Here is a 14,214-nt window from a genome sequence, read left to right on the forward strand (position 1 = left end):
ACTAACGTGAAGCGGACGCAAGTACACGGTGTCCAAAAAATGGGGGGAAGGGAACTCCGCGTCGTTGTTGTTCCCCCTCCCCGGCCCCCTGGGAAAAGCCTAGTCGCCGTTCCCCTCCCTGTGATTTAGCCTTCCCCTCGTCAATCGCGCCGCGGTGCGGTGTGGGTTGACCGGCAAAAACACAGTCAGCCGCGGACGGTGTTCGCGGCGAGTTGCGGGCGGGGCTTGCAGGTCAGGCTGTGTGGCTGCTTCCAAACTCGGTTTGGTCCTTTCTCGGTGAGGAGGGGTTCGGTCGGACGCGCGAGAGCGTCGTCCGAACAACAACTCGGTTGAGAACAATAGTGTTCGGGGACAAATCCCCCGTACAGCGCCGGATGTCGGCAATCGGTGAATCGGTTTCGGGTTTCGGGCCTCGGATTTGTTTCGGGCTTCGAGCTTCGGTTTTCGGATTTCACCCCTCGCCCTGCCTCCGGCCGGATAGGACCGTATATGCACGACGAAAAAACCGTTCAGCGTTTCATAGAACTCCGCTCCCAGGGGTGGACCTACCAGCAGCTCATGGCCGAGTTGCATGTCTCCAAGCCCACCCTCATCGGGTGGAGCCGCAAATACCAGTTCCAGATCCAGAACCTCCGGGCCATCGAGCTGGAGGCTCTGGCCGAGAAATGGCTCGCCTCCGTTTCCGATCGCGTCAGCGCTCTCGGCGAGCAACTGCGCCGCGTCCAGACCGAACTCGCCGGCCGGGATGTGAAGGATCTCTCCACCGCCCAGCTCTACTCGCTGGCCCGCAGCCTGCGCCGCCAGATCGAGGCGGCGACCGGCCCGATGCGGTTCACTACCCCGGTGTCCGAAATTCCGTCCGGCGAATACCACGACCAGGTCCAGGACTGGCAGGGCTGAATGGCGGTAAAGAAATGGTAAAGAAAAGGTAAAGTACTTGGCTGCCTGACTATGCTCAAACGCCGCCATACCTGCCGGCCTTCGGCGCACTCCACCGTCCGGCATGCCACCCGCGCCGCTTTCCGCGTGCGCTGGCGCGCGCCGGACGACTTGCGGGTCGCCCTGTCCGCCTTTCGCCGCGCCCTCCGCTGCCATCACCGCCTCGCCCGGCTTGCCCCTCGCTTCTTCGACTCTGTGATCGTCGAGCGCGAGCGCCGCGAGCGCGAGGCCCGCCAGCGCTGGATGGCCGAGTGGGAACCCGTCCTGGCCCGGGTCTATGGCTGTGAGCCCGAGCCGCGCAATCCGGGACTTGACCTGCCGCCCCTGCCGCCAGCGCAAACGCAGCGGGTGGTGGAGCGCGAGCTGGCGGCCTGGGCGTTCTGGATGAGCGCCGGGCGGATGGCCATGGACCGCTACCAGCAACGGCGTCCCCATGACCTGATGGATTTGAGCCGGCTGGCCCGTTTGCTCGACATCGGCTTCGAGTTCGGCCGTCTCGCATGTGGTTTCGACCCCAGCCAGCCGGAGCCCGAGTCCGACAATTACGACGCAGCCCGGGCCGATCTCAAGCGGGCTTACGGACACCAGTGTGATTCGGCATCGCCCGGCGCCGCCTCACCGCCCGCATCCCCGGCGCAGCAGTCGAGTCAGGCCCCAGGCTCCGGACTCCTCCAGGCTGGGCCTGCCGAATCCAAGGGCAACCTGCCTCCTCCAACCTTACCTCCACCCTCGTCACCCCCGGATTTCGCTTCGCCGCCCATCGTGCCGTCCCAGCCTGCGCCTCCTCGACGTGATGCGTGGAGCCGTTGGGCCAGACATCTGCGCCGTTTCCGTGTCCAGCATCCATGAGTCCTTTGCGCCCTCTTTCTGGACAATTCGCCGCTTCTCTGCCCACCCCTCCCCATCACTCCATCACTCTATCACTCCGTTCGTCCACCACTTCACCCTCCACCTTCCAGCCTGCAGTCTTCCGCCTCCCGCCTCCACCAGTCCACCACTCCGCTTCACCCCTGCCGCAGCAGCGTCGCCGGGGACACCGTGACCTGGCACTCGGGGAATCCCTCTCGCAGGAACCTCACCAGCGTAAGCTCAATCGTTCCCAGCACCCGTTTCTTCTCCTCGTCTTCGGACAGCGCCTCGTCAGCGCTCAGCTTGTAACCCGCCAGGCGCAGCACGCTGCCGGGCAGGAAGCCTTCGATCTCCACGTGGCCCGATGCGCGCGACTTGTGCCCCGCTGCGTTCCACAGGCGCACGTGCGGCTTCAGGATCAGGTGTTTTGCGTGTGGCTTCAGCACACCTTCCCGGCACAGGGCTTCGAAATCCTCCACCGGCAGCGCCAGGTCTTCCACCGGCGCCAGTGCCGGCTCCGCCAGGCCGTATATCGAGGCGTTCAACGGCGACACCGAGGGCCGCATCATCGGGAAGAAGATGACGTCGTCAATGATCTCCTGTTCCGTGAAGATCATGGCCATGCGCTCGACCCCCGGCCCGATGCCCGTGGTAGGCGGCATGCCGTATTCCAGCGCTTCGATGAAATCGAAGTCCAGCGTATGGAACTTGCCACTGTCCCTTTCGTCCGCGCGGTAGGCCTTCCGCCAGGTCTCCAGCAGGTGCACCGGGTCGTTCTGCTCCGACCAGTTGTCCCCGCACTCCATGCCGGCAATGAAGATCTCGAACCGCTCCGCAAACCGCGGGTCCGCGGCCAGCGGCTTGGCCAGGGGCGAAATCTCCACCGGGTGCCCATAGACCAGCGTCGGCTGGATCAGGTCTGGCTCCACCCCCTCGAACGCCTTCACCAGCGCCTCGCCCACACTGGGCTGCGCCTCGGTAATGCCCAGCGCCGCCAGCTTCGCATTGGCCTCCGCCACCGTCTTGATCTCGCGGAAGTCCACCCCCGTCTTCTCCTTCACCGCCTCGGCCATCGTCACCCGCCGCCACGGCTTGCTGAAGTCAATGACATGGCCCTTGACCTTGAACTCCGTCCGCCCGAACACGGTCGTCGCCACGTGCCGGAACATGTCCTCGATCAGGTTCATGTTGTACTCGTAGTTTTCGTAGGCGGTCATGGTCTCGACCATCGAGAACTCAGGGTGGTGGCTCCGGTCAATGCCCTCGTTCCGGAAATACCGGCCGATGGTATAGACCTTGTCAAAGCCCGCCACGATCAGCCGCTTAAGGTAAAGCTCGTGCGAGATCGCCAGGTACATGTCGCACCCCAGCGCGTTGACGTGCGTCTTGAACGGCTTCGCCGTCCCGCCGCCATACTGCGCCTGAATGACGGGCGTGTTGAACTCCAGAAACCCGCGCCCGTTCAGGAAGCCGCGGATTGCTGCCACCATTTTGCTCACCGCCGCAAACCGCTCATGCGGCTGCCGGTCCAGGATCAGGTCCAGGTAACGCTTCCGCAGCACCAGCTCCCGGTCCTTCAACCCGGACCACTGGTCCGGCAGGGGCCGGACGGACTTGGTCAGCAGCCGCAGGCGCTCCACCAGCACGCTAATCTCACCGCGCTCGGTCCTTACCACCTTACCGGTCGCTTCCACCACGTCCCCCAGGTCCAGCAGGTTCAGGTCGCTGTAGCCCAAGATGCTTTCCGCCGCGGCAGTCGCCTGCACCAGTTGCCGCCGCAGGAACAACTGAATCCGTCCTGTCTGGTCCTGCACATGCCCGAAGGCTAGCGCTCCCTGCTTGCGCCATGACATCAGCCGCCCTGCCACCGTCACTTCCTTGCCTTCGTGCCCGGCAAAGTCGTTGAGTATTGCCTGGGCGTAGTGCGTGCGCCCGCTGCGCGAAGGATAAGGGTTCAGCCCCAGCTTGCGCAGGGCCTCGGCCTTGCCCAGCCGAACCTTCCTGATCTCCGTTAACGTATTGGTTGACACGCCGGGAGTTGTAATGCTGTTGGGCCTCCCCGGCAAGTCTGGCTTGCCGCCGGCAACGTAACGCGGGCTTCAGGAGAACCACCCTCATATTCCCTCATGAACCGCAAAGTCGTCGAGAATGGCTTGGGCAGCGGTTTGGGGATTGTGACGCCCGGCAGGTGCCATTACTCTGCCTTCGACATTATGAAGACCTGCGCCGATTTGTTTCTTCACCTGCGCCGCCTGCCGGTTCTTGGCACCGCGGTCGTTTGCGGCCTGCTGGCGTCCTGCGGCAACAAGACCGAATCGCCTCCCCTGCCACCCGCCCCGCGGACCAATGCGGCGCCCGCCGCGGCGGCTCTGTCGCCCGAGCTGGCGAAGCTCGTTGGCCAGTGGGAGCGCCCGGACGGCGGCTATGTGCTCGACATCAAGAGCATAGACGCCAGCGGCAAGGTGGAGGCGGCCTACTTCAACCCCAACCCGATCAACGTCTCCCGGGCCGCTGCCTGGCGGGACAAGGGGGCCAGCAAAATTGTCGTCGAGTTGAACGACGTGGGCTATCCCGGTTGCACCTACACGCTGGAGCACAACCCGCAGAGCGACCAGCTCTTCGGGCAGTACTTTCAAGCCGCCCAGCAACAAACCTATGAGGTCGTATTCACGCGCTTGAAGTGAACGCTGCTCGACCGAATCCAGTTTGACCCAATACCTATGAAACCCATCACTCGCCGGGAATTCACTCGCACCCTCGCCGCTGTCGGCACCACGGCCGTCATGTCCTCCGTTCGGGTTCTCGGCGCCAACGACCGCGTCCGCCTCGGCTTCATCGGCTTGGGCAACCGCGGCGACCAGGTGCTCGACGCCTTTCTCAAGCAGAGCGACGCCGAAGTCGTCGCCATCTGCGACATCTACGAGCCCTACCTCGACTTTGCGGCGCAGAAGATCGGCACGAGCCTCAAGCGGTTCAAAGACTACCGGAAGGTGCTAGAGCTCAAAGACGTTGACGCCGTGGTCATCTCGACGCCCGACCACTGGCATGCGCTGCAGACCATCCACGCCTGTGAGGCGGGGAAGGATGTCTATGTGGAGAAGCCGACCTCACTGCGCGTCGCCGAAGGCCGCGCGATGGTTGCGGCGGTGAAACGCCACGGGCGGGTTTGCCAGTCCGGGCTGCACCGGCGTTCCTCGATCGTGTGCCGCCAGATGGCGGAGTTCGTCCGCGCCGGCGGCCTGGGCAAGGTCACGGGCGTGCGCTGTTTTCACATTCAGAACGAATGGCCCAAGGGCATCGGCAATCCGCCCGACACCCAGCCGCCGCCCGGCCTGGATTGGGAAGCGTGGCTCGGCCCGGCGCCCAAAGTGCCCTACAACCGCAATCGGGGCCTCTACCAGTTTCGTTGGTTCTTCGACTACAGCGGCGGCCAGATCACCAACAACGGCATCCATTACCTCGACCTGATTCAATGGGCCCTGGGGCAGGATGCCCCGCTGGCCGTCACCGCCATGGGCGGCAAATTCGCCGTCAACGACAACCGCGACGTGCCCGACACCATGGAGGCCCTCTGGCATTATCCGGGCGATACGCTGGTGAACTACACCCAGTTCAACGGGAACGGCGCGGGCGCGGCGGCCAAACCCTGCGAGATCGAGTTTCGCGGCACCAAGGGCACCCTTTACTTCCGGGGCAATGGCTGGGAGGTGGTGCCGGAGAACATCACGCCCAACGAGTTTCCCTGCCGCATGCCTAACAACCGCAGCATCGAGCGCGGCTGGCGCACGGGCGAAGCCCCGATGATCGAGGCCAAGAAAGTCACCGGCCGCGGGGATACCGCCGATCACGCCCGCAACTTCCTCGACTGCGTCAGGAGCCGGGCCACCTGCAACTCGGACATGGAAAGTGCCCACCGCAGCACCTGCGCGACGCTCATCGCCAATATCGCCCTGCAGACGAAGGCGCACCTGGAATGGGACGCCCGGGCCGAGAGGTTCACCAACAACCCCGCGGCCAACAAGCTCCTGCGCTACGACTACCGCCCGCCGCTAAAGGCTCCGGCGTGAGGTAACCGAAGTGCGAACGGCTGCATCATGCGTCGGCAGCAAGCAAACTTGGACTGCGGTGGCAGAGCGCAGCGCCGACACCGCTTTGTGGCCCGGGTAACTCCAAACGCGGCGGCACCACTCACGTTATGAATAGCCGATGCTCGCTTGTTATCTCCCTCCTCTGCTGCAGTCTTTCACTCGCATTCGCCGGTGCCGCGGCGCCGCCCAACTTTGTTCTCGTGATGGCCGACGACCAGGGCTGGGGCGACATGGGTTACACCGGCTATCCGGGACTCAAGACGCCCAATTTCGACGCCCTCGCTCGCGAAGGCCTCCGATTCGACAACTTCCACGCGGCCGCGCCCGTCTGCTCTCCGACCCGCGGCAGCGTGATGACTGGCCGCACGCCCAACCGCTTCGGCTGCTTTTCCTGGGGCTGCCCGCTGCGTCCGCAGGAGACCACCATCGCCGAGGCGCTTAAGCCGGCCGGCTATCGCACCGGCCACTTCGGCAAATGGCACCTCGGCTCTGTCCAGAAGAACAGCCCCGTCAACCCAGGCACCAGCGGCTTCGACACCTGGGTCTCGGCGCCCAACTTCTTCGACCTCGATCCCATCCTGAGCGACCAGGGCAAAGCCGTGCCGTTCAAAGGCGACAGCTCGGACATCACCGTGGACCTCGCCCTCAAGTTCATCCGCGAGTGCGCGCGGCAGCAGCAGCGCTTCCTGGCTGTCGTCTGGTTCGGCTCGCCGCACGGGCCGCACCAGGCGCTCCCTGCGGACGCTGCCTTGTACCCCGACCTGCCCAGGGAAAAGCAGCATTTCTGCGCCGAGATCACCGCCATGGACCGCGCCTTCGGCAAATTGCGCCACACGCTTGGCGAGCTTGGCCTGCGCGACCAGACCGTTCTCTGGTATTGCAGCGACAACGGCGCCCTGCCCAAGGTCGGCTCCGCGGGCGGACGCCGCGGCAACAAAGGCCAGATCTACGAAGGCGGCCTGCTCGTGCCCGCCCTGCTCGAATGGCCCGCCCGTGTGCCCCAGCCCCGCGTCGTCACCGTTCCCTGCGCCACCTATGACATCTACCCCACGCTGCTGGAGTTGGCGGGCGTGACCGTGGATAAGCAGCCGCAGCTGGACGGCCTCAGCCTCGTGCCGCTGCTCGACGGCAAGATGAATCACCGGCCCAAGCCCATGGGCTTCTGGGATTACCCCTCGGGCGGCATCCGAACGCCTGCCAAGCAATGGATGGACGAACTTTACGCCGACCAGCAGGCCGGGCGCGAGCCCGCCGACCCGCAGCGGCTCTTCAGCGACGCCAGCCAGATCAAGGGCAAAGTCCCTCTCGACAAGTTCCCGGGCCATGCCGCCTGGCTGGATAACGGGTGGAAGCTGCACCGCGTCGAGGACAAGAAGGCCCGCACGGTGAAATGGGAACTCTACAACCTGGCGGACGACCCCAAGGAAGCCAATGACCGGGCGCCCCAGGAAGCCTCCCGCACTGCCGCGATGCGGAAGCAACTGGACGCGTGGCTGAAGTCCGTGGCGGGCAGCCTCAACGGCGCGGACTATCCCCGGTAGTCAGAACGGCACGTTCCGGCCTGCCTGATCGCGGATTAATCCCTTTTGCCAGGTGTCGCGGTCCCCGTAGCGCGGGTCGTTCAGCCGCAATCGGCACGCAAGCCCCATATGGCGGTCCGAGATTTGCGTGTGCAAACTGGAGGTGTGCAAGCTACGATTCGAACTCGCGCATGAAACGCCTCTTGCTCTGCCTGACGATGATCCCGGTTGCCACCGCATTGGCGGGTCACAATGCCCTGCTGCCACGCCCGCAGCAGGTGCGATATGGGATCGGCGCCCTGAAGTTGCAAGGCCTGTCCATCCGCTTCGCGTCGCCGCCGAGCGCCGAAGACCGATTCGCCGCGGAGCAATTAGCGTCCGGGCTTTCGGCTATCGGCCAGACGAAGGTCGGGATTAGGAAAGGCAAGTCCTCCAGCCGTCGCATCCTGTTGAACCGGACGGGAGACGGCGGCGCTCTGCCGGCAGACATGGAAAGCCCCGGGCCGGACTCGCGGGAGGCCTATACGCTCCAGGTGACGCCGAGAGGAGCTGAGATCCGGGCGCGCGGCTCGGCGGGCATATTCTATGGCGTGCAGACTTTGCTGCAAATGGTCGAGGGCAATGGGGCTGCGGCCGCGCTGCCCGTAGCGGAGGTCAAGGACTGGCCTGCGCTGGCCTATCGCGGGGTCATGATAGACTTCAGCGAGGGTGAATTGATCCGGGTATCGGAGGCCGAGCGGCAAATAGACTTGATGGCCCGCTTCAAGATCAACCAGTACTATTTCTACTCCGAGGCCAGCATCGAGTTCGAGGGCTACGACGTGGTCAATCCCAACGGCCGCTACACGCGAGAGGAGGTCCGGCACGTGATTGAATACGCGCGCCAGCGGCACATAGACGTCGTCCCCTGCATGGAACTTTACGGCCACATGCACAACCTGTTCCGCTATGAGAAGTACGCCGACCTAGCGCTGCCGCGCTATGGCGGGGAATTCGACCCGCGCAACCCACGCATGTATGCGGTGCTCGACGACTGGATCGAGCAGACGGCCAGGCTGTTTCCCAGTCCATGGTATCATGTCGGGTTCGATGAGCCGTGGTCGCTGGGCAAGATTGGCGTCGTTCCTGGCAAAGACCCGTTCAAGACCTTCATGGGGGTTCTCCGGCATATTTCCGAGAAAGCCGGGAGCCACGGCAAACGCATCGGCTTCTTTGCGGACATAGAGCAAGGCGCCAGCACGCTCTCGAAGCACCCCGAGTTGCTGGCGGACGTGCCGGCGGGGGTCATTGCCTATCCGTGGATTTACGAGGTCAGGACCAATTACGCGCCCTTTGTGGAACCGCTGGCCAACCGGGGCGTCCCGACCGTGGTCACCCCTGGCGTCTGGGGCTGGAACGAGCTTTTCCCTGATTACCACCGGTCATTCTACAACCTTAACGAGTTGACCGCGACGGGAAGGAAGTTCGGCACCCTGGGCATCCTTAACACCACCTGGACGGACAGTCGGCAGACCATCTACCGGCTGGTTTACCCGGGGATCGCGTTTGGCGGCGCGGCATCGTGGCAATCTGAGCGGGTGGTTACCAACTCCTTCTTCAGCGAGTATTGCGCCATAGTATATCCCGCCTCGGTCGCTTCCGACGTCGCGGCCGCCCTGGAAGAACTGTCCACCGTGGAGGAGATCTTCCAGAAAGTCCTGCAAGGCAATACCTGGGGCCGCTTCTGGGCCGACCCGCTGGCGCCGGACCATCTTAAGAGTCTCCAGGCCGGCGAAACGGAGGTGCGCCGGGCGCGCCTGCTGGCCGAGAGCGCGCAGGAGCGCATCCAGCGCGCTTTGCGCAAGTGTTCCGACCCAACGCTCAAGAGCCTGCTGGTGGCGGCGCGCCAGTTCGGCTACCTGGGCATGAAGAGCCTCTACGTCCTGGAATGGGCCGAGTACTTCCGCCAGCTAAGAGAGAATCCGAAGAAGGAACTGGTCCAGCTCTACTGCGGCAACCAGATGAACTCCACGACCTATGGAATGCTGACCGACCTGCGGGAGATGATAAGCGAATTGCGCGAAGAATACCGCCAGGCATGGCTCGACGAAGCCACCCCGTTCCGGCTGCAGAGCGCGCTCTATCGCTGGGACGCCGAATGGGACTATTGGACGGCGGTGCAGAAATTGCTGGTGCAGCAGGTGTTCCTGGGGTGGAAAGAAGGCGAGCCATTCCCGGCTTTGGAGTCCATCCGGCCCAGGGTGAAATGAGGTGAACAGGCGGCCAGTAAATCTCCCAGACCCTGCTATGAAAGCGGTCGGCAGCGGAGCAGTCGCACGTGAGCGTTGGCCAAGATGAGTGCTAATGCGCCGGCAGTTGTACTTCCGCCAATGCAGGAACGTCTCACGATAGTGGGGCTGTTAAAGCCTGCCGGGACCAGCCAGCCCCAAAGACTTAGGCGTGCCCGCCAATCCAGCTCTTGACAGAAAACCTCGCCAACTGACTAATCACCCACTGTGATTATGAGAAAGACCATCACGACACTGCTCGCCCTCCTCCCGCTGGCCATGCTGGCTGCGGAGCGCAAACCGAACTTCCTGTTTGTCTACACTGACGACCAGCGCTGGGACGCCATGAGCGTTGTGCAGCGCGAGCAGGGAGAACGCGCCCGTTTCCCCTGGTTCCAGACGCCGAATATGGACCGCCTGGCTGCCGAGGGGGTGCGCTTCCGCAACGCGTTCGTCACCCTTCCACTTTGCGCCCCCAGTCGCGCTGCCTTCCTCACCGGCCGCTACAATCATCTTAATGGTGTTGCGGGCAATCGGGTGCCCTTTCCGACAAATAACGTCACCCACGCCAGCCTGATGCGCGCCGCCGGTTACGCCACCGCCTACATCGGCAAGTGGCACATGGGCGGCCAGCGCGGGCAGCGTCCGGGCTTCGGCTACTCCGCCAGTTTCATTGGCCAGGGCCGGTATTGGGATTGCCCCTTCGAGATCAACGGGCAGACTACCCCCACCACTGGCTGGGTGGACGACGTGTCCACCGACTATGCCATCCAGTTCATCAAAGCGCATCGCAACCAACCATTCTCCGTGGTCGTTGGCTTCAAAGCCTGTCATGGACCTAATGAGCCCCCGACCCGCGCCAAGGACCGATTCCCCGACACTACCGCGCGTCCCGTGCCCAACCTGGATGTCCGTCCCATTTATCGCCTCCCCGAGAACGAACCCGCCGCCAAGGCCCAGGTGGACGGCACCTTCGCCAAGGCATTGACCACCGGGGTCGGCTACTTCCGCTGCATCTCCGCAGCCGACGATAATCTCGGCCGCCTGCTCAAGACCCTCGACGAGCTTGAGCTGGCCCAGGACACCGTCGTCGTCTTCGCCAGCGACAACGGCTACTACAAAGGTGAGCACGGCCTGGGCGACAAGCGCTCGGCGTACGAAGAGTCGCTCCGCATCCCGTTGCTCCTGCGCTATCCCAGGCTGGTGCAGAAGAGCAAGCTCCTGGACGAGATGGTGCTCAACATTGATCTGGCGCCCACGTTCCTCGACCTGGCCGGAGTTCCTGTTCCGCCCGAAATGCAGGGCCGGAGCTGGCGTCCGCTGCTCGGCGGCAAACCCTCGGGCTGGCGCAAGTCCTTCCTCGCGGAATACTTCATGGAAAACCAGTTCCCTGGCACGCCGACCCTCGTCGCGGTCCGCACTGCCGATGCCAAACTCATCAAGTATTCCGGCCACGATGAATGGACCGAGCTGTTTGACCTGGCCAAGGACCCCTACGAGACGAAGAACCTGGCCGCTGACCCTGCCCACAAAGCCCTGCTCGCCAAAATGCAAGCCGAGTTGGACCAGCAGGCGAAGCTCACCCAATACCGCGTCCCCGACTACGCCGACAAGCCAGTCAAGGGCGACCAGCCCGCGGCCAGGAAGGCCGGCAAGAAGAAGAAAAAGAAGGCCGGCACAGAGTAGTCGAGGGTCGAGTTCGCGCTGTCGTTATGCTTATGAACCGAATCCTGTTTCTGTGGCTGACGCTTTTGCCGCTGGTGGCGTCGCCAGCCCCGGCCAAGCCCAACTTCGTGTTCATCCTTGCCGATGATCTCGGCAGGAACGACTTGGGCTGTTACGGCAGCACCTTCTACGAAACGCCGCACCTCGACCGCCTGGCCGCCCAAGGCATGCGTTTTACGGACGCCTACGCTGCCTGCCCAGTGTGCTCGCCGACACGCGCCAGCATTCTCACCGGCAAATACCCTGCCCGGCTTCGCCTCACTGACTGGCTGCCGGGCCGGACTGATCGGCCCGATCAGAAGCTGCGGCGGCCTGTTATGCTGCAGCAACTGCCGCTGGAGGAAGTTATACTGGCCGAGGCGCTTCGGGAGGCAGGCTACCGGACGGCACTTATCGGCAAGTGGCATCTCGGCGGCACCAACTATTTCCCTGAGAGGCAGGGCTTCGACCTGAATATCGCCGGCTGTCAGAAGGGTTCCCCGCCGTCCTACTTCAGCCCTTACCGGATTCCTACTTTGCGGGATGGGCCGAAAGGCGAGTACCTGACGGATCGCCTGACCGATGAGGCGCTGCAGTTTATGGACGGCGCCAAGGGAAGGCCGTTCCTGCTTTATCTCTCTCATCACGCCGTCCACGTCCCCTTGCAGGCAAAGCCCGAGTTGGTCGCCAAGTATGAATCGAAGGCCGCCCGGTCGCCGTCGTCCGCCGACGCGGAGTTCCTGCCGGAAGGCAAGAGGAAGACCCGGCAGATTCAAAACCAGCCGGTCTATGCGGCCATGGTGCAGGGCCTGGATGAGAGTGTCGGACGCGTGATGCAGAAACTTGCCCAGTTGGGCATCGAAGAAAACACGGTCGTCGTCTTTACCTCAGACAACGGCGGGGTCTCGACCTCGGAAGGATTCCCGACGTCCAATGCCCCGCTTCGCGCGGGCAAGGGCTGGCTCTACGAAGGCGGGGTGCGCGAGCCCGTTCTCATCCGCTGGCCGGGCGTTACCAGGCCGGGCAGCGTATGCCAGGCGCCGATAACCAGCACCGATTACTACCCCACCTTCCTGGAAATGGCGGGGCTGCCGCTGCGACCCCAGCAGCACGCGGATGGCGCAAGCCTCGTGCCGCTCCTCAAAGGCGGCACGCGCCCCGAGCGCCCGCTCTTTTGGCATTACCCGCATTACAGCAACCAGGGCGGCGGTCCCGGCAGCGCTGTGCGTTTGGGGGATTTCAAGCTGATCGAGTGGTTTGAAGACAGCCGCGTCGAGCTGTTTAACCTGCGCGAGGATCTGAGCGAACGGCATGACCTGGCGGCGCAGATGCCCGAGAAGACGGTCGCGCTGCGCAAGCTGCTTCAGGACTGGCGCCAGAGCATCCGCGCCGACCTGCCCGCGCCGAACCCGGACTACAATCCCGCCGCCGCGCCCGAACCGAAGAAGCGCAGGAAAGCCGCGCGCTAGCCGGCACGGCGGCAGAAGGCTCCGGCGCGGCCAAGCTGCACGCCGCACACTCCTCGCTGGGCCGGCTCGGGCAGCACTGAATGAAACCGACCGCCGAGGCACGGTGATATTGCGCCCTGCACTACTTCACAATCCGCATCAGTTCGAGGCCGAGGATATCCGGGTTACCGGCCTTGAGGGCGGCGAGCAGGTCAGGGCCGGGTTCGGCGTCAAGCTGGATGCGGCAACAGGCCGCCGTCGCGCCCTCGAAGATGACGTTCTGGACTTCCTCGATGTTGATGCCCGCGCGGCGGATCTGGTCCATGACGAAGGCCAGCACCCCGACGCGGTCGTAATGGCGGACCACGAGCTGCCAATTGGCCGGGGTGCGCGTGGTGAGGTTGACGCAGTTCAACACCACGCCAGTCTTGACGTAGGTTTCGATGATGCGGAGGGCTTCCTCGGCAATGGCCTCCTGCGCTTGCCCGGTGGAAGCCCCGATGTGGTGGGTGCCGCAGAGGTTGGGCAGGTCGAGGATCGGGTCGTTGAACTCGGCGGCGGCCTCGGCTGGCTCGGGGTCAAAGACATCCAGCCCGGCGCGGAGCCTGCCCGCTTCCAGGGCGGCGCGCAGGGCGGCCTGGTCAACCACTTCACCGCGAGCGGTGTTGATGAGGATGGCGTTGGGTTTGAGCAGGGCCAGGCGGTCGGCGCTGATGAACTTGCGGGTATCGGGCTTCAGCGCGAGATGCAGCGTGACGATGTCGGCCTGGCGTAACACCTCGTCCACGGTATCGCACCGTTCGACGCCAAGCTGTTTCGCCTTCTCGGGCGTGAGCGACCGGGACCAGGCAACGACGCGCAGCCCGAAGGCCCGCGCGCGAGTGATGACTTCGCGACCGATCTGGCCGGTGCCGACCACGCCGAGTGTCTTGCCAAAGACGCCTTCGGCTTTGGAGAACTCCTTCTTGTTCCATTTATGGGCGCGCAGGGCGGCGGCGTTTTCGGGGATGCGGCGGTCAATGGCCAGCAGCAGGGCGAACACCAGCTCGGCCACGGCGATGGAGTTCTTGCCGGGGCAATTGCTGACGAAGACGCCGCGGGCGCTGGCGGCCTGGACGTCAATGGTGTTGACGCCCGCGCCGGCGCGCAACACCAGGGCCAGTTGGCTGGAGGCCTTGAGGGTGTCGGCGGTGACCTGCTTGCCGCGCACGACCAGGATCTTGTAGGGCGCGATCAGCTCGGGCAGGTCCTCGGCTTTGACGGCGGGGTTGTAGGTCACTTCGCAGCCGAACCGGTTAAGACGTTGGATGTGCGCCTCGGAGAATTTATCGGCAATGAGAGTCTTCATCTGTGTTCGCCTTTCCTGGCCATTCCTATGTCCGGAGATTGCGGGCGCGGC

At 64.1% G+C, this 14,214-nt stretch carries 10 protein-coding genes; 8 read left to right on the plus strand and 2 right to left on the minus strand.

Translation table 11 applies throughout. The features are described 5' to 3' along the window. Nucleotides 1-489: 489 nt before the first annotated feature. Nucleotides 490-900 (plus strand): hypothetical protein, encoded by a 411-nt coding sequence (locus P5205_20690; protein HSA12783.1) that lies wholly within the window; start codon nucleotides 490-492, stop codon nucleotides 898-900. 51 nt (nucleotides 901-951) lie between these two features. After that, nucleotides 952-1,788 carry a hypothetical protein gene (locus P5205_20695; protein ID HSA12784.1) on the plus strand — a complete coding sequence of 279 codons (837 nt, stop codon included), beginning with the start codon at nucleotides 952-954 and terminating at the stop codon, nucleotides 1,786-1,788. A gap of 155 nt (nucleotides 1,789-1,943) precedes the next feature. On the opposite strand, the gene lysS is transcribed toward P5205_20695, so the two are convergent. Then, the gene (lysS, locus tag P5205_20700; protein ID HSA12785.1) at nucleotides 1,944-3,818 is read right to left on the minus strand and encodes a lysine--tRNA ligase; all 1,875 of its coding nucleotides are present in this window, start codon (nucleotides 3,816-3,818) and stop codon (nucleotides 1,944-1,946) included. A gap of 96 nt (nucleotides 3,819-3,914) precedes the next feature. Here lysS and P5205_20705 point away from each other — a divergent pair, with 96 nt between their 5' ends. From P5205_20705 to P5205_20730, 6 genes are all read left to right on the plus strand, one after another. Continuing rightward, nucleotides 3,915-4,472, plus strand: coding sequence for a hypothetical protein (locus tag P5205_20705; protein ID HSA12786.1), 558 nt, complete (start codon nucleotides 3,915-3,917; stop codon nucleotides 4,470-4,472). 36 nt (nucleotides 4,473-4,508) lie between these two features. Next, the gene (locus tag P5205_20710) at nucleotides 4,509-5,855 is read left to right on the plus strand and encodes a Gfo/Idh/MocA family oxidoreductase (GenBank protein ID HSA12787.1); all 1,347 of its coding nucleotides are present in this window, start codon (nucleotides 4,509-4,511) and stop codon (nucleotides 5,853-5,855) included. Nucleotides 5,856-5,983: 128 nt separating this feature from the next. Continuing rightward, a complete protein-coding gene (locus P5205_20715) occupies nucleotides 5,984-7,417 on the plus strand; it encodes a sulfatase-like hydrolase/transferase (GenBank protein ID HSA12788.1) in 1,434 nt (477 codons plus the stop codon). Nucleotides 7,418-7,587: 170 nt separating this feature from the next. Continuing rightward, nucleotides 7,588-9,645, plus strand: a complete 2,058-nt coding sequence (locus P5205_20720; GenBank protein HSA12789.1) for a glycoside hydrolase family 20 zincin-like fold domain-containing protein — start codon at nucleotides 7,588-7,590, stop codon at nucleotides 9,643-9,645. 252 nt (nucleotides 9,646-9,897) lie between these two features. Then, the gene (locus P5205_20725; GenBank protein ID HSA12790.1) at nucleotides 9,898-11,349 is read left to right on the plus strand and encodes a sulfatase; all 1,452 of its coding nucleotides are present in this window, start codon (nucleotides 9,898-9,900) and stop codon (nucleotides 11,347-11,349) included. 32 nt (nucleotides 11,350-11,381) lie between these two features. Continuing rightward, nucleotides 11,382-12,836 (plus strand): sulfatase, encoded by a 1,455-nt coding sequence (locus tag P5205_20730; protein HSA12791.1) that lies wholly within the window; start codon nucleotides 11,382-11,384, stop codon nucleotides 12,834-12,836. 121 nt (nucleotides 12,837-12,957) lie between these two features. On the opposite strand, the gene P5205_20735 is transcribed toward P5205_20730, so the two are convergent. Further along, nucleotides 12,958-14,163: a phosphoglycerate dehydrogenase gene (locus tag P5205_20735; protein ID HSA12792.1), complete on the minus strand. Its 1,206-nt coding sequence runs from the start codon at nucleotides 14,161-14,163 to the stop codon at nucleotides 12,958-12,960. Between the last annotated feature and the right edge of the window lie 51 nt (nucleotides 14,164-14,214).

This window comes from Candidatus Paceibacterota bacterium (assembly GCA_035452965.1).
Taxonomy (GTDB): domain Bacteria; phylum Verrucomicrobiota; class Verrucomicrobiia; order Limisphaerales; family UBA8199; genus UBA8199.

What these genes read in the sequence shown, in the direction of transcription:
- P5205_20735 (HSA12792.1), bottom strand. Translation starts at nt 14,163, where the DNA reads ATGAAGACTCTCATTGCCGATAAATTCTCCGAGGCGCACATCCAACGT.
- P5205_20705 (HSA12786.1), top strand. Translation starts at nt 3,915, where the DNA reads ATGAACCGCAAAGTCGTCGAGAATGGCTTGGGCAGCGGTTTGGGGATT.
- P5205_20690 (HSA12783.1), top strand. Translation starts at nt 490, where the DNA reads ATGCACGACGAAAAAACCGTTCAGCGTTTCATAGAACTCCGCTCCCAG.
- P5205_20710 (HSA12787.1), top strand. Translation starts at nt 4,509, where the DNA reads ATGAAACCCATCACTCGCCGGGAATTCACTCGCACCCTCGCCGCTGTC.
- P5205_20720 (HSA12789.1), top strand. Translation starts at nt 7,588, where the DNA reads ATGAAACGCCTCTTGCTCTGCCTGACGATGATCCCGGTTGCCACCGCA.
- P5205_20730 (HSA12791.1), top strand. Translation starts at nt 11,382, where the DNA reads ATGAACCGAATCCTGTTTCTGTGGCTGACGCTTTTGCCGCTGGTGGCG.
- P5205_20725 (HSA12790.1), top strand. Translation starts at nt 9,898, where the DNA reads ATGAGAAAGACCATCACGACACTGCTCGCCCTCCTCCCGCTGGCCATG.
- P5205_20715 (HSA12788.1), top strand. Translation starts at nt 5,984, where the DNA reads ATGAATAGCCGATGCTCGCTTGTTATCTCCCTCCTCTGCTGCAGTCTT.
- P5205_20695 (HSA12784.1), top strand. Translation starts at nt 952, where the DNA reads ATGCTCAAACGCCGCCATACCTGCCGGCCTTCGGCGCACTCCACCGTC.